Genomic DNA, 21,361 nt, shown 5'->3' on the forward strand with positions numbered 1-21,361 from the left:
TCCGGTCCGGATACGGTGCGGTCCCGGCTGCCCCGAGCCTCCCAGCGGAGCACCCGAGCGCGCGGGCGCGCTCCCGGTCAACGGGATCAGGGCCGCGGCACCTTGCTCCGCACGACCTTGCCGGTCACGTTGCGCGGCAAGGGATCCGGCCCGATCCGCCACCGCGACGGAACCTTGAAATACGCCAGCCGCTCGGCCGCGAAGGCCCGCAGTTCCTCCGCCTCGATCGGCACCGAGACCACCACGACCGCAGCCACTTCCTGGCCGAGGTCGACATGCGGCACGCCCAGCACAATGCATTCCCGCACCGCCGGATGTTCCGCCAGCACGTTCTCGACCTCGGCCGGATAAACGTTCTCGCCGCCGTGCAGGATCAAATCCGAACGCCGTGCGGCGAGCCGGAGCAGCCCGTCGGAGAGAACGCCGATATCCCCGGTGTGCAGCCATCGCTCGTCGTCGATAGCGGCTGCGGTGGCTTCGGGATCTTCCCAATAGCCGAGCATCGTGAACGGGCTGCGCACGCAGATCTCTCCCGCGCTGCCCTCCGGCATCGCCTCGCCGGAGGTGTCCCGGATCTCCAACTCCACCGTCGCGATCGGATGCCCGACAGTGCCGGGGAAAGCCGCCAGGTCACCAGCAGCGGCAACGGCGATCGCCGTGGAGGATTCGGTGAGGCCGTAGCTGTCGACCAATCCCTTCTCCGCCATGGGGAGTTCCGCGCGGAGCCGTTGCTGGAATGCAGGCGAAGAAGGCGCGGCACCGAGAGTGAAAGCGGTCAGCGAGGAAAGGTCGTATCGGGCAAGGTTGCCGTGTTCCAGCAGCCGGTGTGCCATGGTCGGCACGACGCCCCAGTTCGTCACCCGCTCAGCCTCGACCAATCGCAGCACTCGCTCCGCGTCGAAACCTCCCTGGTGCACCACGACCGCGCTGCCGTCCGCCAGCCGCGGCACGACGAGGTTGTGCAGTCCGGCGATGTGAAACAGCGGCACCCCGAGCAAGTACCGCCGCGCGGACGGATCCGTCGGGTCGCCGAGCACACGGGCGACTTCGCTGTTCAGGCGGTGAAACTCGATCACCGACGTCAGGTTCCGGTGCGTGTGCACCGCGCCTTTCGGCCGTCCGGTCGTGCCGCTGGTGTAAAGGATGACCGCCGGATCGTCCTCGGCCACCGCACAGGAAGGCAGCGGTGCGTCCGGCCGGGAGCGGGCGAGCCGGGGAACATCCTCCTCGACAGTCAGCACCGGAACGCCGTCCAGCAGCGCGGCCCGCTTCGAATCGGCGACCACGAGCGACGGTCGGGTGTGGCCGAGCGCGTACGCCAGTTCCGGCCGCGACCACCACGCGTTGTAGCCGACCGCGATCGCGCCCAGCGACACCGTCGCCCAGAACGCGATCACCCACTCCGGACTGTTCGCCGCCGCGATCGCGACCCGGTCGCCCTTGCCGATCCCGTACTCGTCGCGAAGCGCGCAGGCCACCGATGCGACCTGCCGGGCATGGTCAGCGAAGTTGATACGGCGATCGGCCGTCACCAGGTACTCGCGTTCACCGTGTCGTGCCGAGGCCGCCAGCACCTCCCCCAAGGACCGCGCGCGGCGGGCGAACACCGTCATCGGCACGCCCAGCACCTCTTCGGTGCGAAGCTCGCACGGTCCGCCGGGCGCGGTCAGTGCCTGCCGAGGATCAGCGGAGAGGCTCATCAAAGGTCTCCCTCCTCGCGCACCGGTGCGGGCGTGATTGTGCCTGCTCGCCGCAGTGAGCGCCGGGCCGATTCCAGTGACCGGGACCGGCTCAGAGGAACGCTGGTTCGCCGTACGCGCCCTGGCGCAGCAGCCCGGGCGACTCGGCCCGGCCGTCGAGAACCCGGTTGGTACGCCGGGTGACCTTCCATCCTGCATCGGTGCGGGCGAGCGCCCAATGGTTCGCCGTCGCCCGCCGGACAACAAAGCGGTCGTCCTGATATACCACCATCAGCGAATGACATACCGCGATCGCCGTGTCGCCGTCGACGGTCACGTGCGGCGGGCCGACGAAATGCGCGCATCCGCCGGAGATCCAGCCTTGATGGGCGCTCGACCGCACCATCCGGGCCAGCTGCTCCCGGCCTTCGAGGTAGATCTCGTCGACGTCGTACACGCCGTCCTCGGTCCACAGCGCGGCGACGTCCTCGGCCGCGCCGGCGTCGACCAGCGGACCGTACGCGGCGATCAGCCTGCTGATCTCGCGTTCGTCCTCCAGCCGCGCGAGCCGCGCCTCCAACTGGGCGATCCGGTCCACCTCAGACCTCGCTTCCTAGCTCGGCGAGCGTTTCGAGCTGCTCGCGGTAGTGGTCGGCCGAGTTCGCGGCGATCCGCGCGCTGACCGTCGTCGCCCCGGCCTCGACCACCCGGGCCAGCCGGTCCCGGCAGGACGCCGTGCCAGGGTCCAGCGGCCGTCCGGGCGACAGCACGACCTGGAAGCCGTCCGGCAGCTGAACCGTGCCGAGCATCCGGCGCAGCTCTTCCAGCGACAATCCGAACGGGACCCAGCCGTCGGCGAGCTCCGCCGCGCGGCGGAGCGAGCGTTTGGTTCGGCCGCCGATCCACAGCGGGACTTTCGCCTGGACGGCATGCGGTTCGACGATCATCCCGGCGAAGTCGTAGTGCGGACCGTGGTATTCCGGCAGCCGCTGCGACAACGCGGCCCGCAGCGCCCGGAGCGCGTCGTCGGCCCGCTCGCCGCGCTGTTCGAACGGCGCGCCCAGCAGGTCGAACTCCTCCCGCAGCGACCCGACGCCCAGGCCGAGCACGAGCCGCCCGCCGCTGACCGTGTCAAGCGTTCCGTAGCGCTTCGCGATCTCCAGCGGGTGGTGATATCCCAGCACGAGCACCTGCGTGACCAACCGGATCCGGTTGGTACGAGCAGCCAGGAAGCCGAAGGTGGCGAGCGGATCCCAGTACGTCGAGCCGCGCTGCTCCGCCACCGGTACCGGCACCGCGACGTGCTCGCTGCAGGTCAGGTGATGGAAGCCGAGACGGTCCGCGGTCTCGGCGATCCGTGCCAGGTCTTCGATGCCCGCGGCGTCCTCCCAGGCGTTCGGATCCCCCGGCAGCCGGGTCACCACGGGGCTCACGAGGCCGATGTCCATGCGCCATGCCTACCGGCCGCTCGCGCCTGCGCGAGCGGCTTCTCCCGCTGATCGGGAGCCGTGCCGCACTCGTGACCCGCCGCTTGTTGACGCCGTGCCCGGCCGCCGTGTTACCGTCAAAACTAGAAATGATTTCAATTCGTCCGCGAGGAGCACAGCATGACGGTTGTCGCGATCGAAACGGACTCCCTCGGCACGGACGTCGCACAGAACCGCGCCCTGCCGCCGTCGATGGTCGAGAGGATGACGCTGATCCTCGACGCGTTCGACGCGCCGAGCACCCGGCTCACCCTCGAACAGGTCGCACGCACGACCCATCTCCCCCGTTCGACCGCGCACCGCATCCTCGACCAGCTCGTGCGACTGCAGTGGCTGTCGCATTCGTCGTTCGGCTACGCGCTCGGCGCGCGGGCGCTGAATCTCGGCGGCACCGGCGGCAACCACCTCGAACTGCGCGAGGCGACCGCGGCCGTGCTGCACGAACTGCAGTTGCGCACCGGGATGGTCGCGCACCTGGCGATCCTCGACGGCGCCGACGTCCGGTATCTCGACAAGGTCGGCGGCCGGTTCGCCGCGGTGGTCCCGTCGCGCGTCGGCGGCCGCGCGCCCGCGCAGTGCACCGCGCTCGGCAAGGCGATGCTCGCGTGGCTGCCCGCCGAACAGGTCGAGGACCGGGTCATGCCGACACTCGGCCGCCAGACCAGCCGGACGATCTGCGACATGGTGACGCTGCACCGCGAACTCGGGCGGATCCGCGACCGCAACGGCCTCGCCTTCGAGCGCGGCGAATGCTTCGCTGACATCTCCTGTGTCGCCGCTGCCATCCGAGGCCCGGAAGGACCCGAGGCGGCGATCTCTCTGGTCGGCGACGCACACACCGCACTGGAGCGCGTCGCACCGCTCGTCGTGGTCGCCGCACGGCAGGTCACGCAGGAGCTGTACCCGATGGTCCGGTTGCGCACCGCCGAGCCCGCCTGGAATTGAACCGTCCACAAAGGACTTCCGGTCACTGGGATGCCACCGGCCTCGGGACCGCCCGCCGTTCTACGTTCTACCTCGCAGAAGTGGGGCACTGGAAGGAGATCCGACGATGACCACAGTGGAGCCGGCACCGGACGAGGTCCGCGTGATCGAGGCCGGCGCGGCGCCCACGCGGTTCGCCCGCGGGTGGCACTGCCTCGGGCTGGCCGAAAGCTTCGCCGACGGGAAGCCGCATCCCATCACCGCGTTCGGGCAGAAGCTCGTGGTGTTCGCCGGCGAGGACGGCAAGCTCAACGTGCTCGACGCGTACTGCAGGCACATGGGCGGCGACCTGTCGCAGGGCACGGTCAAGGGCAACGAGGTCGCCTGCCCGTTCCACGACTGGCGCTGGGGCGGCGACGGCCGCTGCAAGCAGATCCCCTACAGCCGCCGGGTTCCGCTGCGGGCGCGCACCGCGGCGTGGACGACGATGGTGCAGGACAAGATGCTGTTCGTCTGGAACGACCCGGAGGGCAATCCGCCGCCGGCCGACGTCGTCATCCCGCGCATCGAGGGCGCCACGCGCGACGACTGGACCGACTGGACCTGGTACGAAACGCACGTCGACACGAACTGCCGCGAGGTCGTCGACAACGTCGTCGACATGGCGCACTTCTTCTACGTGCACTTCGCTTTCCCCACGTACTTCAAGAACATCTTCGAGGGACACGTCGCCACCCAGCTGCAGCGCGGCACTTCGCGGGAGGACGTGCGTCCGCCCGCCAAGGACGGGCAGCCGAAGGCGCTCGGCAACACCTCCGTCGCCGCCTACTACGGGCCGTCGTTCATGATCGACGAGCTGACATATCACTACGAGGGCATGGACATCGACGCCGTCCTCATCAACTGCCACTACCCCGTCACGGCGAATTCGTTCAAGCTGCAGTACGGGATCATCGTGAAGCGCACGGACAAGCTCTCCGGCGCGGAGGCCGAGGAAACCGCGCGCAAGATGGGCGATTTCATCCGGATCGGGTTCGAACAGGACGTGCAGATCTGGAAGAACAAGACCCGGATCGAGAACCCGCTGCTGTGCGAGGAGGACGGTCCGGTCTACCAGCTGCGGCGCTGGTACGAACAGTTCTATGTGGACGTCGCGGACGTCACGCCGGAGATGACCGAGCGGTTCGAGTTCGAACTGGACACCGCGAAGCCGAACGCCGCGTGGCGCAAGGAGGTCGAGGAGAACCTCGGCCGCCGGACCGGCGAGCGCGTCTGATGGCGGTCCGGGCCGACAACCGGCTGCTGGACGAGCCGATGCGGCCGGTCCAATGCGGAACCTGCGAGGCGTGGCTGACGGTGCGCAAGAGCAGCTGGCATCAGACAAGCATTCAGTGGGATGCCGACGCTTCCGCGCGATGTGTCGAACGGTCGGCTTGCCCGGAGGATCTGTTCCGCGGCTGTCACGCGTTGCGGGATTCGATCGACCGGGCGGTCGCGGACGGGGGAATTCCGGTGGCCGGCGAATGAGCATGAACGAGAAGTACGGACCCTGGGCGGTGATCGCGGGCGGTTCGGAGGGCGTTGGCGCGGCGTTCGCGCATCAGCTCGCCGAGGCCGGGATCAATCTGGTGCTGATCGCGCGCAAGCCGGAACCGCTGGCAGAGACTGCGGCGGCGGCGCGGGCACGCGGTGTGGAAGTGCTGACCGCGCAGGTGGATCTGCTCGATCCAGACGCGCTCCCGGCGATCCGGGAAGTGACTGACGGGCGTGAAGTCGGTCTGCTGATCTTCAATGCTGGCGCGAACAGTTACGGGCACGAGTTCGTCACCGGGGATCTCTCGCGGGTGCGTGGGGTCATCGACCTGAACATCACCGCGCAGCTCGCGTTGGCACATCACTTCGGCGCGTTGATGGCAGCACGCGGGCGCGGTGGAATCCTGCTCGTGGGCTCGCTGGCCGGGTATCTCGGGCAGGCGGAGATCAGCGTGTATTCCGCGGTCAAGGCGTTCAGCCGGGTGTTCGCCGAGGGGCTGTGGCTGGAGATGCGGGACCGCGGCGTGGACGTGCTCGAACTGGTGCTGGGCGTCACCCGGACTCCGGCGATGGAGCGGGCCGGGCTGGCGTTCGACCTGCCGGGGCTGAACGTGGCCGAACCGGAGGACGTCGCGCGGGAAGGGCTGGCGCATCTCGCGGACGGGCCGGTGTGGGTGGCGGGTGGCAACCTCGCCGCGGCGGAGAAGCGGAGCGGGTTCCCGCGAGCGGAACTGGCGCTGGCCGCACACGAGGCGACGCGGAAGCTGCTCCCAACGCGGTAGCCAGCGGTCCGTGAAGGGCTCCTTGAGGGAATCTGATTCCCTCAAGGAGCCCTTCACGGACCTGCCAAGAAACCACCGACCGCGGCGTGGAAACCGCTCGGGTCCTCCACCCACGGCAGGTGACCGGCTGGCAGCTGCACGCGCGACACCTCGGGCAGCGCCCGTTCCAGCGAGTCCACCGCCTTGCGGGGCCGGATGTCCGCTGTCCCGTCCACGATCAGGGTCGGCGCCTTCAGCGTCTCGCACTGGCCACGCAGATCCGGCGAACGCTCACGGTTCAGCGCGGCGTTGCACTCGAAATTCACGCCGAACCACGGGTCAGCCATGGCTTCGGCGTGCCGAAGTGCGCGCTCCCGGTCGGCGAAGTCCGCTGACCATTGCAGGACGCAGTACTCCCGGTCTTCCTCCGCGGTGCGGTCCCGGTCCCGCAGCGCCTCCCAGCGCCCCAGGCGCCCACCGAGCGCGACGCGGAGGTTGTGCTCGTACTCCGCGTGCCAGGTCGAGTCGTCGTCGATCCCGGTGCCGGAGACGTAGACCAGCTTCGTTACGCGGTCCGGATGCGCCAGCGTGTAGCGCAACGCCAGCTGCGCGCCCCACGAGTGGCCCAGCAGCGCGACGCTGTCCCAGCCGAAATGAGCCCGGATCGCGTCGAGGTCGGCCACCGTCCGCTCCACGGAGTACGGTCCCCGCCGCTGCGACCTGCCGCATCCTCGCTGGTCCCAGCGACAGATCGGCGCGGCTGCCGAGAGGTCAGCCGCGACGTCCGCCATCATGTCCCACAGCCCCGGGCCGCCGTGACAGAAGACGACCGGTTCGCCGTCGCCTGTCTTCGCCGCCCAAAGCCGGATGCCGTCTTCCGTCCGCACCGCTTGATCCACGCGACGCAGTATGGCGGCGGTCAGGCCTGCGCGACCCGCACCCGGGCAGCCGTGTCGTTCTCCTCGACCAGCCCGCCCTGCGCGGGTTTGCGGCCGTGCTTCATCACCAGGATGATCGCCACCCCGACGATGCCGACGACGCCCGCCCACAGGTACGACTGGGTGAACGCGGCGTCGCCGTAGATCACCGCGTGCGATTGGGGCAGCGTCATCCGGACGTGCTCGGCCATGATCGCGCCGGTCACCGTCACCGCGGCCGACGACGCCAGCATCGCGATCACGCCGGCGATGCAGTTGCCCGCGCCGCCGAGCCGCTCGGGCAGGGCGTCCTGCAGCAGGTTCGCGTTGGAGGAATGGAGGAACCCCACCGCGAACCCGGCGACGAAGCTGGTGATCGCGACCTGCCACTGCACGGTGAACATCCGCGAGCCGAGGAACATCACCACGAGGAAGCACAGGCTGGACGCGAGCAGCACCTGCCGCGCGCCGATCCGCTTCGACAGATAGCCGCCGAGCGGGCCGACGACCATGCCCACGACGCCGAGCGGGAACGTCCACAGTGCCAGCTGCAACGCGGAAAGGCCGACGCCGTAAGTGTTTCCGGGGATGTGCGGCGTCTCGAACATGGTCGGGCTGAGGATGCCGTGCGCGTTCATCATGTACGACACCAGCCCGACCGCGACCACCGTCGGCAGGAATTTGCGGCCGATGAGCACCCGCAGGTCGATCAGCGGTTCCCTGGCCTTCAGCTCGCGCAGCACGAACGCGGCCAGCAGCAGCACCCCGATCCCGAACGCGCCGACGGTCTTCGTCGAACCCCAGCCCCACGTGCCGCCCTTGCCGACCGCGACGAGCAGAATGCCGAGGCTCGCGCCGAGCAGAATGGCGCCGAGAATGTCGAAGGAAGATTTGACCCGCACTTTGCTTTCCGGCACCAGCCACGCGTGCAGCGGCAGCAGGATGCCGACGTAGATCACCATGAACCAGAACACGCTGCGGAACCCGAAATTGTCGATCAGCACCCCGGCGAGAAACGGGCCGGCGACCGCGCCCATGCCGATTCCGGTGACCACCGAACCGAGGGCGACCGGCACGTACGAGCGCGGGATCACGTCGCGCACGAGCGCGTAGGAAATGTTCACGATGCCGACCAGGCTGCCCTGCAGCAGGCGGCCGATCAGGAGCAGCGCGAACACGTCGGTGGTCGCGCACACGATGCTGCCGAGCAGGAAGATCGCGCCCATCACGAGGATGATCCGCTTCTTGCCGTAGCGGTCGGCGGCCTTGCCCGCGAGCGGCAGCACGACCGCGCCGGCGAGCGTCACCACCGAGGCCGCCTGCGCCACGTCCAGGGTGCGGAAATGCGCGGCCATCCCGGGCAGCGCCGGGTACACCATGAGTATTTCGAACGTGGCGATTTCGGAGAGCAGAATGATCAGCGCGCAGACCGCGATGATCCGCCCGCGGGAAACAGGTCCGTTCGCCGGATTCAGGTCGAGTGCCATGCCGGTCCCTTTCCAGAAGTGATCAGGGGAATCCCCGCCGGAATACGAGGTCCCGCGCTGATGAGGCCGGAATCGACGTGAGCGTAATCACGGCGGCCGGACAGCCCTGGCGCGATCCCGCTCACCGGGAGAGCCGAAACCCCTTCAGATATGCGAGCCGCCGTCGACGCGGATCTCCGCACCGGTCAGGTATCCCGCGTCCGCGGAAGCGGCGAAGGCGATCGTCGCCGCGATCTGGTCCGGTTCCGCCGCGCCCATCGGCGAGCGGATGCGGCTGTAGTACGAGGTGTCGAGACCGGCCAGGACGTGCTCGCCGACCAGCGGCGTCGCGACCGTGCCCGGCGACACGACGACCACGCGCACGCCGCGGCCGACGACCTCCGCCGCGAGGCTCAGCGAGAACCCCAGCACTGCGGCTTTGCTCGCCGAATAGGCGGTCATGTAAGGATTTCCGTGCGTAGCGGAACTGGAGGACACGTTCACGATCACGCCACGGCCGTCGGGCAGCTGCGGCAACGCTTCCCGGCAGCACAGCGCGGTGCCGATCAAGTTCACGTCGTAGAGCCGCCGCAGGTCCTCGACGGTCAACTCGGCGATCGGCGTCGTGCGGTGGATTCCGGCGACATTGACGACCACGTCGATGCCGCCGAGTTCAGCCGCCGCGGCCCGGACCGCGGCCGAGATCGCGGATTCGTCGGAGACATCGGCCTGATGCCGCAGGATTCGTTCTGTTTCCGGAGTCCCGGAGTGGTCGACGTCCACGGAGAAGACGGTCGCGCCTTCGGCCGCGAGACGGAGCGCGGTCGCTCGGCCGATCCCCGAGCCGCCACCGGTGAGCAGGACTTTCGCGTTCTCGAATCGGCCCATCGCTGCCTCACTGGGGCGTCGTGAGTGTTCACGCCGGCGAGAACCGGCATCGCCACTCACGACGCCTCGTACGTAACCTTGACCTCGTCCGTCTTCGGGCGGGCCTGACAGGCCAGGATCAACCCGTCCGCGAGGTCCTGGGCATCCAGGACCTCGTTGTGCGCCAGGTCGACTTCACCGCTCACGAGCACGCAAGCACAGGCACTGCACGCGCCTTCCCGGCACGAGAACGGCGCGTCCAGGCCTGCCGCCAGGAGGACGTCGAGCAACGCGTTCTCCCGCGGCCAGCGCAAGGTGCGCGTCTCCCCGTCGAGTTCGACTTCCACTGTGCCCGCCGGGCCGGACTCGTCCACCTCCACCGACTGGAACGGATCACCGGTGAGCGACGTGAACCGTTCCACCGTAATGCTTTCCACGCCGAGTCCGTTAAGGACCGCTGAAGCCAGGTCCATGAACGGCCCGGGTCCGCAAAGGAACGCCTGCCGATCCCGGTACGGCGCGGTCAACGCCCGAAGCCCGGCCTCGGTCGGCAACCCCTGCACCGATTCCAGCCAATGCGACACGGTCAGCCGATCCGGATGCTCCTTCGTCAGCCGCACCAGCTCGTCCCGGAAGATCACCGACTGCTCGTCCCGGTTCGCGTAAACCAGCGTCACCCGTCCGGAACCGGCCCGCAGGCAGGATTTCAGGATCGACATCACCGGCGTGATCCCGCTTCCGGCGGCGAGCAGCAGCACGTCGGCGTCGAGCGAACGCGGCGTGAACGCGCCCGATGGCCGCAGCACCTCCAGCACGGTCCCCTCGACCGCGTTGTCCACCAACCAATTCGACCCGTAGCCGCCCGCGGTGCGCTTCACCGTGATTCTCGCCGGCTCCTCGCAATACGGGGAACTGCACAGCGAATAGCACCGCGCGACACTGTCCTCAGCGGACGGAATCCGCACGGTGAGGAATTGCCCGGGCAGATAGTCGAAACTGCCCTCGATCGGTTCCAGTACCAGCGAATGCGCGTCAGCGGTCTCGCGGACCACCTCGGTCACCCGCACGCGCATCGCGCTCATGCCGAGCGCGCGGCGTGCCGTGCCGCGAGATAGCCGAAGACGATCGACGGCCCGATCGTCGCGCCTGGACCAGCGTATTCGTTGCCCATCACCGCAGCGGTCGTGTTGCCGGTGGCGTACAGACCGTCGATCGCCGAACCGTCGTCCCGCAGGACCCGGCTGTTCTCGTCGCACACCAGGCCGCCCTTGGTGCCGAGGTCGCCGACCTCGATGCGGAACGCGTAATACGGGCCCCGCTCGATCACGTCGAGACACGGGTTCGGCAGGGTCGGATCGCCGTAATACCGGTCGTAAGCGGATTCCCCGCGGCCGAAGTCCGCGTCCACTCCATTGTGAGCGAAGCCGTTGAAGCGCTCGACCGTTCCGGCCAGCGCGTCGGCCGGAACTCCGATTTTCCCGGCCAGCCCGGCGAGTGTGTCCGCCCGGTGCGCGATTCCCGCCGCGTAGTACGGCTCCGGAATCGGCGCGCCCGGCAGGATCTGGGCGAACGGATAGCGCGCCCGGGCCTTGGCGTCCATCACGAACCAAGCGGGCACGTGTCCGCCTTCGAGCTGGGCGTGCACGAAGGTGACATACGGCGCGGATTCGTTGGTGAACCGCGTGCCCTCGGCCGACACGATGACCGAACGCGGGATCGACCGCTCGGACACCAGCGGCACGACCGCGCCGGACGGATGCCGCACCGACGGCATCCACCACGCGTCGTCCATCAGGTCCGTGGCCGCGCCGACGCCCAGCCCGGCCTCGATGCCGTCGCCGACGTTCTCCCGCGCGCCGCCGCTGTAATCGTCCCACGCGGCTTCCGGCAGATAGCGTTTCCGCAGATCAGCGCTGTGCTCGAAACCTCCGGTCGCCAGCAGCACACCACGACGGGCGCGGATCCGCTGCTGCGCGCCGTCGTGCTCGGCGACGATCCCGGTCACCCGGCCGTCCTCGACGACGAGTTCCGTCATCGGCGACCGCAGCCACAGCGGGACCCCGGCGTCCTTCAACGCCATCCGCAACCGCGCGACCAGCGCACGACCGCCGGTCGCCATGTGCCGGCGCCGCACCACGTTGGACGACACCCGCCAGGCGGCGATCACCGACGCCCACCGGCCGCGCCAGGTCCGCTTGACCATCGCCAGATCGTGGTAATCCTTCGCGGTGACCCACAGGCCGAGCGGACCCTTCATCGTGTTCGGCCGCTGGTACCGCTCGTCCTCGCCGAGCTGCCGGGTGTCGAACGGCTTCGCCTCGATCGACCGGCCCAGCGGACGACCGCCCTCCAGCTCCGGGTGGTAATCGGCGTACCCCTTCACCCAGAAGAACCGCAGCCACTTGCTGCGCTCCAGCAGCTCCATCGCCGCCGGGCCGTGGTCCACATACGCGTCGAGCCGCTTCGCGGGCACCCGTCCCTCGGTGAGCAGGTCGAGGTAGCGGCGGATCGACGCGCGGCTGTCGTCGTGCCCGGCCGCGCGCAGCGTCGGGTTGTTCGGGATCCAGATGCCGCCGCCGGAAATCCCGGTGGAGCCGCCGTACATCGCGCCCTTCTCGACGACCAGCACGTCCAGCCCGGCCGCCGCGGCGGTCAGCGCCGCGGTCATCCCGCCGCCGCCCGAGCCGACGACGACGAAGTCGTGCTCCGCGTCCCAGGCCATCACTCGCCGTCCTTCCGGAGCAGGAACGCGAGGACGGCGCTTTCCCACGCGTCCTTCTGCTCGATCATCGTCCAGTGGCCGCAATTCGGGAGGATGTGCAGTTCCGCGTGGGGAATCGTGCGCATCGGAATCAACGCCATGTCGAGCGGGCTGACCCGGTCGTCCCGGCCCCAGGTGATGAGCGTGCGAGCGCGGATCTTGCGCAGGGTCGCCCACAGCGGGGTGACGTCGAAGGCCGCGGCCGCCTGCGCCCGCAGCACCCCTTTGCCGTACATTTTCTTGGCGCTGGCCAAGGAATCCGCCGCGGTAGCCAGCTTCCACCGCTCCTCGATCAGCTCTTCGGTGATCAGGCCGCGGTCGAAAACCATGGAGTTCAGCCACTGCACGAGCCGTTCGCGCGTCGGGTCTTCGACGAACTCGGTCAGCAGGTTGATGCCCTCGCCCGGAGCCGGGCTGAAGATGTTCGTGCCCATCCCGCCGACGGTCACCAGCCGGCGGACCCGGTCCGGGTGCGCGATCGCGGTGCGGGTGGCGACGAAGCCGCCCATGGAGTTGCCGACGAGGTCGGCGGCGGCGATGCCGAGCCCGTCGAGCAGGTCGAGCACCGCGCGTTCGGCGGCGGGCATCGGCGGCGCGTCGACCGGATCGCTGACGCCGAATCCGGGGAATTCCAGGATCAGGCACCGGAAATGCGCGGCGAACGACGGCAGATTCGCGCGGAAGTTCTGCCATCCGGTGACGCCGGGGCCGGATCCGTGCAGCAGTACGACCGGCGGCCCGTCGCCTGCTTCGTGGTAGCGCAGCACGCCCCGGTCGGTGCGGAGTTCGCGCAGCGTCGCGTCGTGGCTCAGTTCCGGCATGGCTGACCTCTTGCTCGTGGGTGCGGGATACCGCCGAAGCTAGCCAGCCGCCGGACGCGCGCGGGCCTTCAGTCCCGGTCACCGAGAGAGCCGGACGCCGCCCGGGCCGGCAGCTTTTACCGTCGAAGCCATGCAAGCCACCGAAGCACCGAGCCCGCTGGAGATGCGCCGCGCGCTGAGCCGGTTCGCCAGCGGGGTCACCGTGGTGACCGGCGTCGACAGCGGCGAGGCGGTGGGGTTCACCTGTCAGTCCTTCACGTCGGTGTCGCTGGCACCGCCGCTGGTGCTGTTCTGCGCCGACCGCGGCGGCCGGGCGTGGCCGCGCATCCGGTCTGCCGGGCGGTTCTGCGTCAACGTGCTGGCCGAACCGCAAGCCGATCTCTGCGGCCGCTTCGGATCCCGCCGCGGGCTTCGCTTCGAAGGACTGGATTGGGAGCTTTCCCGCTGGGGCACGCCGGAATTGCCCGGTGTGCTGCTGCGCGTGCACGCCGAGGTCGAAACCGTGCACCGCGCGGGCGACCATGACGTCGTCCTCGGCCGCGTCCTCGCACTCGACCCCGGCACCGACGACCGGCCGATGATCTTCTACCGCGGCGATTTCGGCGTGGAAGGGAGTCCGGACGAGGTTCCGGGTTATCTCTGGGGCTGGAGCGACCGCTGAGCCGCCGTTGGGCTCGACTCCGACGGGGAACGCGTGACGGTGCCGCCGAGATTCCATGCGCTGGTTGCCCATCGGCCAGGAACGGCACTTCCTTCCCGTTCTCCGGCAATCACCGCCCGAGCATCCGCGGCAGCTCCTGACCGCGTGAAGAACGCGGTGCCAGGCGCTCGACCAGCGACGCCGGAATCCCGACCGTCGCGGCTCGTCGCGACCCGCGCGCAGGCACGGCTTCTCCCGGCCCGGCAACCGTTCCGGGCCGCGATCGGGTCGCCGGCCCAATCCGCGGAACGAACCGCGCCGAAAGGGACGCGCGCCGGGCTCCGGCGGCAAGGCATCCGGCTCCGGCGTTTTCGGCTGAACTTCGCTGCCGCGGCTCCGCCGGGACTCGTCTCTCCGCTCCCAGATTCGCGGCTGCGGTTCCGGGAGAATCATCATTCTGGTCACCACACCATCATGTCGAACACCTGTTCGATATCGCATCACTCGGCCAGGTACAACCCGACCACCCGGTCGAGGTGACCGCCGGCGCAGTGGTCACGCGGCGCGATCTCGCCGAGGCGATTCGGTCGCCCCGCGCGTGTCCCGCATCGGCTTGACTGGCCGGCGCGACGGGCGGAAACCGCGGTGAAGCACGCGGGCACCGGGATCCCCCGGGTATCCCGGTGCCCGCGCGCCTGCCCTCGCGAGTCCACCCCGCCGGACACCGGACTCGCGGTCGTCGAGGACAGCGCTTTTCGTTGCGAGCGGGGATTCTCCGCAAAGTTCTTGCTGAACTCCGCGAATCGGTTCGTGTGTTACAGAGAATGGGACTTTCGCGATGATGCGGGAAGAGAACGTCTCGTCATACGAGACGACGCAGTCGCGAGGCGTCCGGAGGCAGGGGTGCGGGCGTGTTCGGCAACATCTGGTGGGGCGCTTCGATCCAGACGCGGCACTGCGACGGCGGCGGCACTCAGTCGTGGCGCATCAGCTGACCCGCGACGAACGCGAGCCGACCTGACTGAAGCGGGACCGCGCTCAGGACAAAAGCGCGCCCCCACGACGAATCCCGCCTCTCACGAACATCAAACCCGCAGAAACCGCAGCACGACGGCACATCCCTCGTCTAACAGCCCCGCCCCAGCGACCCAGCCTCCTGCTCCAGCGCCCGCACCATCGCCACCGCCGCCGGACTTGGCTGCTCCCCCGTCACCGCCCACAGCACGCGCCGCAGCCCGCCGCACTCGTCGCGCACGGGGACCCATCGCACGTCGGCGGGCAACGAGTCCGCCGCGAAACCGGGCACCAGCGAAATTCCCAACCCTGCCGCGACCAGGCCCAACCGCGTCGGCCACGCGCGTACCGCGAAGGCGATCGACGACCCGGCGATTCCCGGCCACGTCCCGGATTCCGGCGAGCCGCCCGCACCGACGATCCATTGCTGTTCGGCCAGTTCGTCCGGTTCGACCCAGCTGCGCCCGGCGAACGGATGCGATTCCGCGACCGCCACTCCGTACCCGGTTCCGCTGCGCAATTCGGTGCGCCGCAAGCCCTCGAAGTCGTATTCCGGCAAGCCGTCGCCGGTGACGGCCACCGCGACGTCGAGGCGGCCGCGGCGCAGGGACTGCAGTTGCGCCGGGGTCGCGGATTCGGCGAGCTGCACCTCCACGCCCGGATGGGCGCGCAGCAGCCGGGAAACCGCGCGGGGCAGCAAAACCGCCGACGCCGCCGGGAATCCGCCGACCGCGATCCGCCCGGCCAGCCGGTCGCGCAGTCCGGCGAGTTCTTTTCCGGCCGCGTTCACGCTGTCCAGCACGCGACCGGCGTGCCGGATCAGCACTTCTCCTGCTGTCGTAGGGCGGATTCCGCGGGCATGCCGTTCGAACAACGCGGTTCCAGTAGCGCGTTCGCTCGCCGCGATCTGCCGGGACACCGCGGATTGCGTGTAGCCGAGCCGATGCGCGGCAGCACTGAACGACCCGGTGCGGGCCACCTCGACCACGACCCGCAGGCCGGTGAGCGTCAGATCAGCCATTCCGCCAACCATATCCGAAACGAACGGCCCCGGACGTCCACAGTAGACGCAACGGCGGCCACCTCCCCTTGCCTGCGACGCGAAATACCGGTTCGGAACGGGATTTCCGCGCCCCGAAGGACACCGAGCGTGCCCCAACTACCCCGCCGCGGGTGCCGCCGAACGCCCGAATCGGGGTTGCGGCGAACAGTCGAACTCGCCCCGAACCCCGGAACCGGCGAAACGTCCGCGCGGGAACGAACGATGTCATCGCCAGGAGTGGCGAAGAGAATCTCCAGGGTGACCGCCTGCCGACGGTCTACTGTGGAATGCCCGCGCCCGCCCGCTGTTCACCGGGTGGCCGTCGCCGCTTAACCGCCGGCGGTAACTTTCCGGCGCCGTGTCCGCGATGTCCTCATCGACTGCGACGGCTTGTCACCGGACGGCCGTCCGAGCCGGACTGAGGTTGCGACACATGAAAAGCGCTCGAAGTCCACGTCGGACTCCCCGGTTCCAGCTGATCGGCGGCCCGGGGAACGCGACGAGGTGGCGGCTCCTCGGCACGAACAACGCGTCGCTGGGGCTGGGCACCGTCGACTACCGCAACGGGGAAGAATGCGTCGCGGCGATCCAGTGGCTGTGCGCGAACCTCCCGCGCACGCGCATGGAACTGACCCACGACCACGGAATCGACTGGCGGTGGGTCCTGCGCGCGGGGAGCGGGACGATCGCTTCGGCGAGCCACGCCTACGGACGCCGCATCGAAGCGCAGCACGGGTACGAGCGATTCGTCGCCGCGATCGCGGACGCGGCGGAATTCGCGGCGGAAGGCCGAATCACCGACTGGCGCACGAAGTACCGGCTGCCCGGCTGAACGCGTTCGTCGGGCATTAACTCCCGCGCCGTCGGGCGGGAACGCGACGTGGCGGGCAGTGTTTGCCAGGCCCCGCGAAGTTGGTCTCGACCACGGAATCCCGTGGTCGAGACCAGACAGAAAGAGTACAAACCGATGCGTGCTCGTACTGCCCGGTTCGCGGGCGTCTCCGCCGCGGTCGCCGCGGGTGCTGCCCTGATTTTCCCGGGGACCGCTGGCGCGGTTCCCGGCCCGAACCAGCTCCCCGAGGTCGTGGCCGCGGTGGGCTCCGACACGATCGCGGACGTCACCGGCGCGGTCTTCGCCGCTGCCAACGGCGCGGCGGCGAACAGCGACCCCGACAACTACGTGAACGTCCCGCCGGTCCTCGCGGGCAGCCAGTCGTTCGCTGTGCCCGGCGACGTCTACGACGGCGGAACCAGCTACACCGTCTCCAACCCGCCCCCCAACGGCTCTTCCGCGGGGAAGACCGCGCTGGCCAACGCCGCCGCGGCCGGCAGCGGGTCGGTCGACCTCGCCCGCTCCTCGTCCCCGCGGTCGGCCTCCGACCCGTCGACCTTCCAGTACTACGCCTTCGCCAAGGACGGCGTGTCCTGGGCCGCCTCGTCGACCGGCGCCGGCGCGGGGGTCACCCTGACGCTGGCCCAGCTTCGCGACATCTACAGCGGCGCCATCACCAACTGGAACCAGGTCGGCGGTACCAACACGCCCATCTCCGTCTACCTTCCGCAGGCCGGTTCCGGCACGCTGTCGTTCTTCACCAACACGGTGCTCGGCTTCGACCCGACCACGAAGCCGGTCACCATCAAGCGCTTCCAGGAGAACGAAGGCAACACCATCCCGGCGGGCGACCAGCCGTCGGCGATCGCGCCCTACTCCGTGGCCCAGTGGGTCGCCCAGGGCAACGGCGTCGTCAGCGACAAGCGCGCCGGCTTCTTCGAGGGCGCCCTGACCGGTGCCGGTTCGGACGGCGCCCCGGTTTCGGGCTCCGCGCCGAATTTCGCCCCGGCGTTCGCCGACGGCTTCCTCGGCGCCCGTTTCGTGTACTACGTGCTCGACACCCGCTCGCCGTCGCGCGACGCGGCGCTCAACGCGGTCGGCTTCGACTCCTCCGGCCCGAGCCCGCTCTGCAACGGCAGCCTCGCCGGCACGCTGAGCCAGTACGGTTTCAAGCCGCTCGCCCCGGTGAACGGCGTCACCTGCACACTTTCCTGACCCGCTGACGCATCGGACCGGCCCGGCTGGGGATTCCCCGGCCGGGCCGGTTCCGTGTGCCCGGCTGGGGATTCCCCGGCCGGGCCGGTTCCGTGTGCCCGGCAAGGCAGGCGCCCACCGTGCTCCGGCATGAAACCGGGGCTGGCCCGGAGAGTCTCCGTGCCAGCCCCGGTTTCAGCTGAGGCAGATCAAGCCCAAGCAGGCAGCAACCGCCACACCGCCGATGCCGCCAGCACGGCCAACGCCAGCAGCGCCGGTGTCGTGAGCACATACGTCGACACCGAGCGCCAGCGCCGATACAGCAGCGTCGCCCCCGCGGCCACCACCGCGAACCCGCCGAACGCGAGCACCAGCCGGGCCCAGCCGCCCGGGTCGCCCGTGCGGCCGTCCTGCGCGTCGGCCCGGCCGTTCTGCGGCGTCGGGCGGAACGGCTTGCCGTCGAGAACCGCGGTCACCACCGTCGCGCCCGAAGCCGAGCCGGGCCACCACGAACCGGATGTGACCAGCGTCAGCCGGCCGTTCTCCGTACGGCCGTAGTCGCGGTCTTCGTCCAGGTCACGGTTCGCCGTGCCGGTCACGGTGTACACCGATTTCCCTTGGGTCGTAGCGATCACCAGCTGGTCCCCGGGAGCCAGCTCGCCCAGCCGCGAGAACGGGGCGCCGTACCCGGAATACCGGCCCACCACGGCCGAGTTCCCCGGCTGGCCGGGGCCCGAAGTGCCGGGCACGTGCCCCGGTCCGGACATCGTTTCGCCCGGTTCGACGCCTTCGAGAACCACCTGCTGCACCTGCAGCTTCGGGATCTCCAGCACTGCCACCGGCGCACCGAACTCCGGCGGCTTCGTCACCGGAGCGGCACCGAGCAGCGTGCGGGCCGCGCCCTGCGCCTGCGCCATCCGATCTCGCAGCACCGCCAGCTCCGTCCGCTGGTCGTTGTTCGCGAGCATCGGGCCGAGCGCGTAGGCGACAATGCCGAAGCACACCACCGTCGTGAGCAGCCAGCCGGCTACCGCGACAACCGTCCACTGAGGATTCAAGCGCACCGGGGCGCGCGGCGTCGCCGTCATGCCCGGCGTCGCAATGCGACGACCCGCTCGGCGAGCCGGTTCATCCACGCGGGCAATGGCTTCCCCGCGGTCAGGTAACCGGTCGTCGACGGCAGCAGCACCAACGCGACCAAAGCGAGCAACGGAATCAACGCCCCCAGCACGCCCGCTCCCGGGAACAGCGGGACCTTCACCGCCGCTGCCAGGCTGCGCGCTTCTTGGACACTCGCCTGCGTCGGCGCCTTTATCGCCAGCGCAGCAGCTTCCGCCGCACCAGGGCCATTCGAACCGGAGCGAGCCAGCGGACCTCCGAGGCCACTGCTCGACGGAGACCCGCCCGCGGCGGCACCAGGACCGCCGGTCGCGGCCGAGCCAGGGTTCCGCGCTTCCTTCTGCTCATGGCAGGAATCCGCGGCCGTGCCGGTGCCGACCTTCGCCACGGCCGCCTGAGCAGCGGAAAGCAGATCCGGCGGCAAGGGAACGAGTCCTGGGCCCAAGCTGTTCTGCCCGCCGTTGGCCGCGGCTTTCAAGAAGGTCGCGAGCTGGGCTTGCTTCGCCGCTTCCGGCGCACACGAGGCATCCACCAGCGGGTTCAGCGGCGCGGTGAGAGACTCGATGAACGTGAGCGGGTATGCCTCCGGGTCCTCGCTGGGAACGATGCGCACCGAACCGTCCTTGGCCTGCTCCGTGTGCGCGGCCGCGGCCTGCAGCGATTTCGGCGTCGGCGCCACGTAACCGCCCTTGCCGTTGGGCAGGGCGACTGGGGTCCAGCCGTTCTCGGTCGCGGTGGCCAGGTCGGTGACGACCCAGTTCAGGCACCCTTTCTTGCACTCGTTCCCGGTCCCCAGCGTCACGTTGCTGACCTGTTTGCGGACGTTGACCTGACCGGTCTTCGCATCGACGTTGTGCACCCCGCCGTCGCCGAGGTTGAGCGCGTTCAGATCAGTGACGACGCCGACCGGCCCGTCGCTTCCCTTCAGCTTCTGCTTGTCAAGGTCCACGAAAGTCCCGTACTTCCACGCGGGCATTCCGTTCAGCCTGCTGCTGAGCACCAGCGGCACGGTGCTCGTCCCGATTTCGCCGGTGACCCCGAAGAAATCGGTGGTGAACTGGCCGGCGCGCGTGTTGGGCGAGAGGAGAGCATTCGCGGCCCCGCTGATCGCGGCCAGCGCCGGATTGCGCCGCACCAGCGCGGACCCGTCCGTGAAGATGCCGCCCCGGCCAGTGCTGTCCGGCGACAAACCGCCCTTGCTCAGCAGATCGGCGAGTTCGTCCCAGCCGAACTTCAGGTTGTCGGCCAGACGGGAGTTCAGCGAGCCGCCGTCGTCCCGGCGGTCCGTCGGCGCCCATCCGACCGCGGCGAGCACTGTGGCGTTGAGCGCCGTCGGGATGTAGCTGCGCGCGCGGACCTGCTGCGCGGCCAGCGTTCCGCCGGAGCCGGTGACCTGCACATCCGACTCGCCCTTGTCGAACGACGTCAGCCCGACGTCCTCGCTCTCGTTCACGATGTTGACCGGCTGCACCGTCTTCTTCGGAGCGCAGATCATCTGGTTCCAGCCGACCGCGGTGCGGCCGAACCGCTCCGGCATGCTCCCGGTCAGTGTGCCGGCCCCGACCCCGCCACACCCCTTGATCTTGAGTCCGGGCGCGGACGCGCGGAACGTGATCGAACTGTCGAACACTGTTTGCGCGGGACCGGCCGCGGTCGCCGGGACGACGATCCGCAGCATCATGGTGCACGGATGGTTCTCGTCGCAGGGGAACGAATACTGCTTGTGATCTGGGTTGTTCGGCCACTTCAGCGCCTCGGTCTTCTTGAGAGCCGTGAAGTCCGGGTCGAAGGCGATGGTCGCGGGCGTACGCGCTCCTCGCGGCACATAGGTGTCGAACACGAGGTCGTGCGTGGTCGCGCTCCGCCCGACGTCCTCGGTCGGGGTCTTGAACTCCGTGCCCGACAGCTCGTCGTTGAAGTTCTTGCAGTAGGCGGTGACCCGGGCCGCGACGGACGGATCGTGCGCCCAGGTCCCCGGTTTCACGAGCGAATCCCGCAACGGCAGCGGGCACACCGAGTAGTTCGCCGTGGCCCCCGCGGGCAGCCCCGAGACCGTGATGCGCAGCGGGTCCCCGTCCTGCGCGTTCATCGGATCGGCACCCGTCACCTGCACCTGGTAGTTCAGCGGCTGCGTCTGCGCGGACGCGGCGGGCACGACGGCGACGCCGAGCACCGCGAGCACCCCGGCGGCGAGCACGTGCGCCACGCGTCTGAAGCGGTTCATGAGTTCAACTTCTCCAGCGTCGCGCGCGGCGTCAACAAACGGGATCCGAACGCGGGCACCGGTTCACGAACGCGCCGTCG

General features: G+C 69.4%; 19 protein-coding genes. 7 read left to right on the plus strand and 12 right to left on the minus strand.

From position 1 onward, the window contains the following. Nucleotides 1-86 precede the first annotated feature (86 nt). The 3 genes from L3Q65_RS19530 to L3Q65_RS19540 all read right to left on the minus strand — a co-directional run bounded on the left by L3Q65_RS19530 (nt 87) and on the right by L3Q65_RS19540 (nt 3,127). Complete coding sequence (locus L3Q65_RS19530) at nt 87-1,700, minus strand: class I adenylate-forming enzyme family protein (RefSeq protein ID WP_237600488.1); 1,614 nt, start codon at nt 1,698-1,700, stop codon at nt 87-89. Nucleotides 1,701-1,791: 91 nt separating this feature from the next. Continuing rightward, a complete protein-coding gene (locus tag L3Q65_RS19535; protein WP_182893253.1) occupies nt 1,792-2,277 on the minus strand; it encodes a nuclear transport factor 2 family protein in 486 nt (161 codons plus the stop codon). Nucleotide 2,278: 1 nt separating this feature from the next. Continuing rightward, the gene (locus L3Q65_RS19540) at nt 2,279-3,127 is read right to left on the minus strand and encodes an LLM class F420-dependent oxidoreductase (RefSeq protein WP_182893254.1); all 849 of its coding nucleotides are present in this window, start codon (nt 3,125-3,127) and stop codon (nt 2,279-2,281) included. 159 nt (nt 3,128-3,286) lie between these two features. Here L3Q65_RS19540 and L3Q65_RS19545 point away from each other — a divergent pair, with 159 nt between their 5' ends. From L3Q65_RS19545 to L3Q65_RS19560, 4 genes are all read left to right on the plus strand, one after another. Continuing rightward, nucleotides 3,287-4,111, plus strand: coding sequence for an IclR family transcriptional regulator (locus L3Q65_RS19545; protein ID WP_182893255.1), 825 nt, complete (start codon nt 3,287-3,289; stop codon nt 4,109-4,111). Between the two features lie 106 nt (nt 4,112-4,217). Then, nucleotides 4,218-5,366: a Rieske 2Fe-2S domain-containing protein gene (locus L3Q65_RS19550; RefSeq protein ID WP_182893256.1), complete on the plus strand. Its 1,149-nt coding sequence runs from the start codon at nt 4,218-4,220 to the stop codon at nt 5,364-5,366. Further along, entirely contained in the window at nt 5,366-5,617 is a 252-nt protein-coding gene (locus L3Q65_RS19555) for a ferredoxin (RefSeq protein ID WP_182893257.1), read from the plus strand. The genes L3Q65_RS19550 and L3Q65_RS19555 overlap by 1 nt, the downstream gene beginning before the upstream one ends. Next, nucleotides 5,614-6,405 (plus strand): SDR family oxidoreductase, encoded by a 792-nt coding sequence (locus L3Q65_RS19560; protein ID WP_237600489.1) that lies wholly within the window; start codon nt 5,614-5,616, stop codon nt 6,403-6,405. Before L3Q65_RS19555 ends, L3Q65_RS19560 begins: the two co-directional genes overlap by 4 nt. Nucleotides 6,406-6,458: 53 nt before the next feature. On the opposite strand, the gene L3Q65_RS19565 is transcribed toward L3Q65_RS19560, so the two are convergent. The 6 genes from L3Q65_RS19565 to L3Q65_RS19590 form a co-directional block, all read right to left on the minus strand. Then, complete coding sequence (locus tag L3Q65_RS19565; protein ID WP_237600490.1) at nt 6,459-7,283, minus strand: alpha/beta fold hydrolase; 825 nt, start codon at nt 7,281-7,283, stop codon at nt 6,459-6,461. A gap of 20 nt (nt 7,284-7,303) precedes the next feature. Then, a complete protein-coding gene (locus tag L3Q65_RS19570) occupies nt 7,304-8,788 on the minus strand; it encodes an MFS transporter (protein ID WP_237600491.1) in 1,485 nt (494 codons plus the stop codon). A 144-nt stretch (nt 8,789-8,932) separates the two neighbouring features. After that, nucleotides 8,933-9,655 (minus strand): SDR family NAD(P)-dependent oxidoreductase, encoded by a 723-nt coding sequence (locus L3Q65_RS19575; RefSeq protein ID WP_237600492.1) that lies wholly within the window; start codon nt 9,653-9,655, stop codon nt 8,933-8,935. Nucleotides 9,656-9,711: 56 nt separating this feature from the next. Next, nucleotides 9,712-10,716, minus strand: a complete 1,005-nt coding sequence (locus L3Q65_RS19580; protein ID WP_237600493.1) for a ferredoxin--NADP reductase — start codon at nt 10,714-10,716, stop codon at nt 9,712-9,714. After that, nucleotides 10,713-12,356 (minus strand): FAD-binding protein, encoded by a 1,644-nt coding sequence (locus L3Q65_RS19585; RefSeq protein WP_237600494.1) that lies wholly within the window; start codon nt 12,354-12,356, stop codon nt 10,713-10,715. The genes L3Q65_RS19580 and L3Q65_RS19585 overlap by 4 nt, the downstream gene beginning before the upstream one ends. Further along, entirely contained in the window at nt 12,356-13,216 is an 861-nt protein-coding gene (locus tag L3Q65_RS19590) for an alpha/beta fold hydrolase (RefSeq protein ID WP_182893264.1), read from the minus strand. Before L3Q65_RS19590 ends, L3Q65_RS19585 begins: the two co-directional genes overlap by 1 nt. Before the next feature lie 130 nt (nt 13,217-13,346). On the opposite strand from L3Q65_RS19590, the gene L3Q65_RS19595 reads away from it, so the two are divergent. Further along, on the plus strand, nt 13,347-13,877 hold the full coding sequence (locus L3Q65_RS19595) for a flavin reductase family protein (RefSeq protein ID WP_237600495.1): 531 nt from the start codon (nt 13,347-13,349) through the stop codon (nt 13,875-13,877). Nucleotides 13,878-14,982: 1,105 nt separating this feature from the next. Here L3Q65_RS19595 and L3Q65_RS19600 read toward each other — a convergent pair. Continuing rightward, nucleotides 14,983-15,891, minus strand: coding sequence for a LysR family transcriptional regulator (locus L3Q65_RS19600; protein WP_182893267.1), 909 nt, complete (start codon nt 15,889-15,891; stop codon nt 14,983-14,985). 454 nt (nt 15,892-16,345) lie between these two features. Here L3Q65_RS19600 and L3Q65_RS19605 point away from each other — a divergent pair, with 454 nt between their 5' ends. Both L3Q65_RS19605 and L3Q65_RS19610 read left to right on the plus strand, forming a co-directional pair. Next, a complete protein-coding gene (locus L3Q65_RS19605; protein ID WP_220507750.1) occupies nt 16,346-16,744 on the plus strand; it encodes a DUF1508 domain-containing protein in 399 nt (132 codons plus the stop codon). A 135-nt stretch (nt 16,745-16,879) separates the two neighbouring features. Beyond that, nucleotides 16,880-17,959, plus strand: a complete 1,080-nt coding sequence (locus tag L3Q65_RS19610; protein ID WP_237600496.1) for a substrate-binding domain-containing protein — start codon at nt 16,880-16,882, stop codon at nt 17,957-17,959. Nucleotides 17,960-18,147: 188 nt separating this feature from the next. Here the strand turns inward: L3Q65_RS19610 and L3Q65_RS19615 are convergent, their stop codons facing one another. Then, nucleotides 18,148-19,026 (minus strand): sortase, encoded by an 879-nt coding sequence (locus L3Q65_RS19615; protein ID WP_237600497.1) that lies wholly within the window; start codon nt 19,024-19,026, stop codon nt 18,148-18,150. After that, a complete protein-coding gene (locus L3Q65_RS19620) occupies nt 19,023-21,281 on the minus strand; it encodes a hypothetical protein (protein WP_237600498.1) in 2,259 nt (752 codons plus the stop codon). Before L3Q65_RS19620 ends, L3Q65_RS19615 begins: the two co-directional genes overlap by 4 nt. Nucleotides 21,282-21,361 lie beyond the last annotated feature (80 nt).

The sequence above is a fragment of the Amycolatopsis sp. FU40 genome (assembly GCF_021903635.1).
Lineage (GTDB): Bacteria > Actinomycetota > Actinomycetes > Mycobacteriales > Pseudonocardiaceae > Amycolatopsis > Amycolatopsis dendrobii.

Excerpts from the sequence above, each read along its gene's own strand:
- L3Q65_RS19605 (WP_220507750.1), top strand. The coding sequence starts at position 16,346 with ATGAAAAGCGCTCGAAGTCCACGTCGGACTCCCCGGTTCCAGCTGATC.
- L3Q65_RS19615 (WP_237600497.1), bottom strand. The coding sequence starts at position 19,026 with ATGACGGCGACGCCGCGCGCCCCGGTGCGCTTGAATCCTCAGTGGACG.
- L3Q65_RS19545 (WP_182893255.1), top strand. The coding sequence starts at position 3,287 with ATGACGGTTGTCGCGATCGAAACGGACTCCCTCGGCACGGACGTCGCA.
- L3Q65_RS19580 (WP_237600493.1), bottom strand. The coding sequence starts at position 10,716 with ATGAGCGCGATGCGCGTGCGGGTGACCGAGGTGGTCCGCGAGACCGCT.
- L3Q65_RS19590 (WP_182893264.1), bottom strand. The coding sequence starts at position 13,216 with ATGCCGGAACTGAGCCACGACGCGACGCTGCGCGAACTCCGCACCGAC.
- L3Q65_RS19600 (WP_182893267.1), bottom strand. The coding sequence starts at position 15,891 with ATGGCTGATCTGACGCTCACCGGCCTGCGGGTCGTGGTCGAGGTGGCC.
- L3Q65_RS19610 (WP_237600496.1), top strand. The coding sequence starts at position 16,880 with ATGCGTGCTCGTACTGCCCGGTTCGCGGGCGTCTCCGCCGCGGTCGCC.
- L3Q65_RS19575 (WP_237600492.1), bottom strand. The coding sequence starts at position 9,655 with ATGGGCCGATTCGAGAACGCGAAAGTCCTGCTCACCGGTGGCGGCTCG.
- L3Q65_RS19530 (WP_237600488.1), bottom strand. The coding sequence starts at position 1,700 with ATGAGCCTCTCCGCTGATCCTCGGCAGGCACTGACCGCGCCCGGCGGA.
- L3Q65_RS19560 (WP_237600489.1), top strand. The coding sequence starts at position 5,614 with ATGAGCATGAACGAGAAGTACGGACCCTGGGCGGTGATCGCGGGCGGT.
- L3Q65_RS19585 (WP_237600494.1), bottom strand. The coding sequence starts at position 12,356 with ATGGCCTGGGACGCGGAGCACGACTTCGTCGTCGTCGGCTCGGGCGGC.
- L3Q65_RS19595 (WP_237600495.1), top strand. The coding sequence starts at position 13,347 with ATGCAAGCCACCGAAGCACCGAGCCCGCTGGAGATGCGCCGCGCGCTG.
- L3Q65_RS19540 (WP_182893254.1), bottom strand. The coding sequence starts at position 3,127 with ATGGACATCGGCCTCGTGAGCCCCGTGGTGACCCGGCTGCCGGGGGAT.
- L3Q65_RS19570 (WP_237600491.1), bottom strand. The coding sequence starts at position 8,788 with ATGGCACTCGACCTGAATCCGGCGAACGGACCTGTTTCCCGCGGGCGG.
- L3Q65_RS19620 (WP_237600498.1), bottom strand. The coding sequence starts at position 21,281 with ATGAACCGCTTCAGACGCGTGGCGCACGTGCTCGCCGCCGGGGTGCTC.
- L3Q65_RS19555 (WP_182893257.1), top strand. The coding sequence starts at position 5,366 with ATGGCGGTCCGGGCCGACAACCGGCTGCTGGACGAGCCGATGCGGCCG.
- L3Q65_RS19550 (WP_182893256.1), top strand. The coding sequence starts at position 4,218 with ATGACCACAGTGGAGCCGGCACCGGACGAGGTCCGCGTGATCGAGGCC.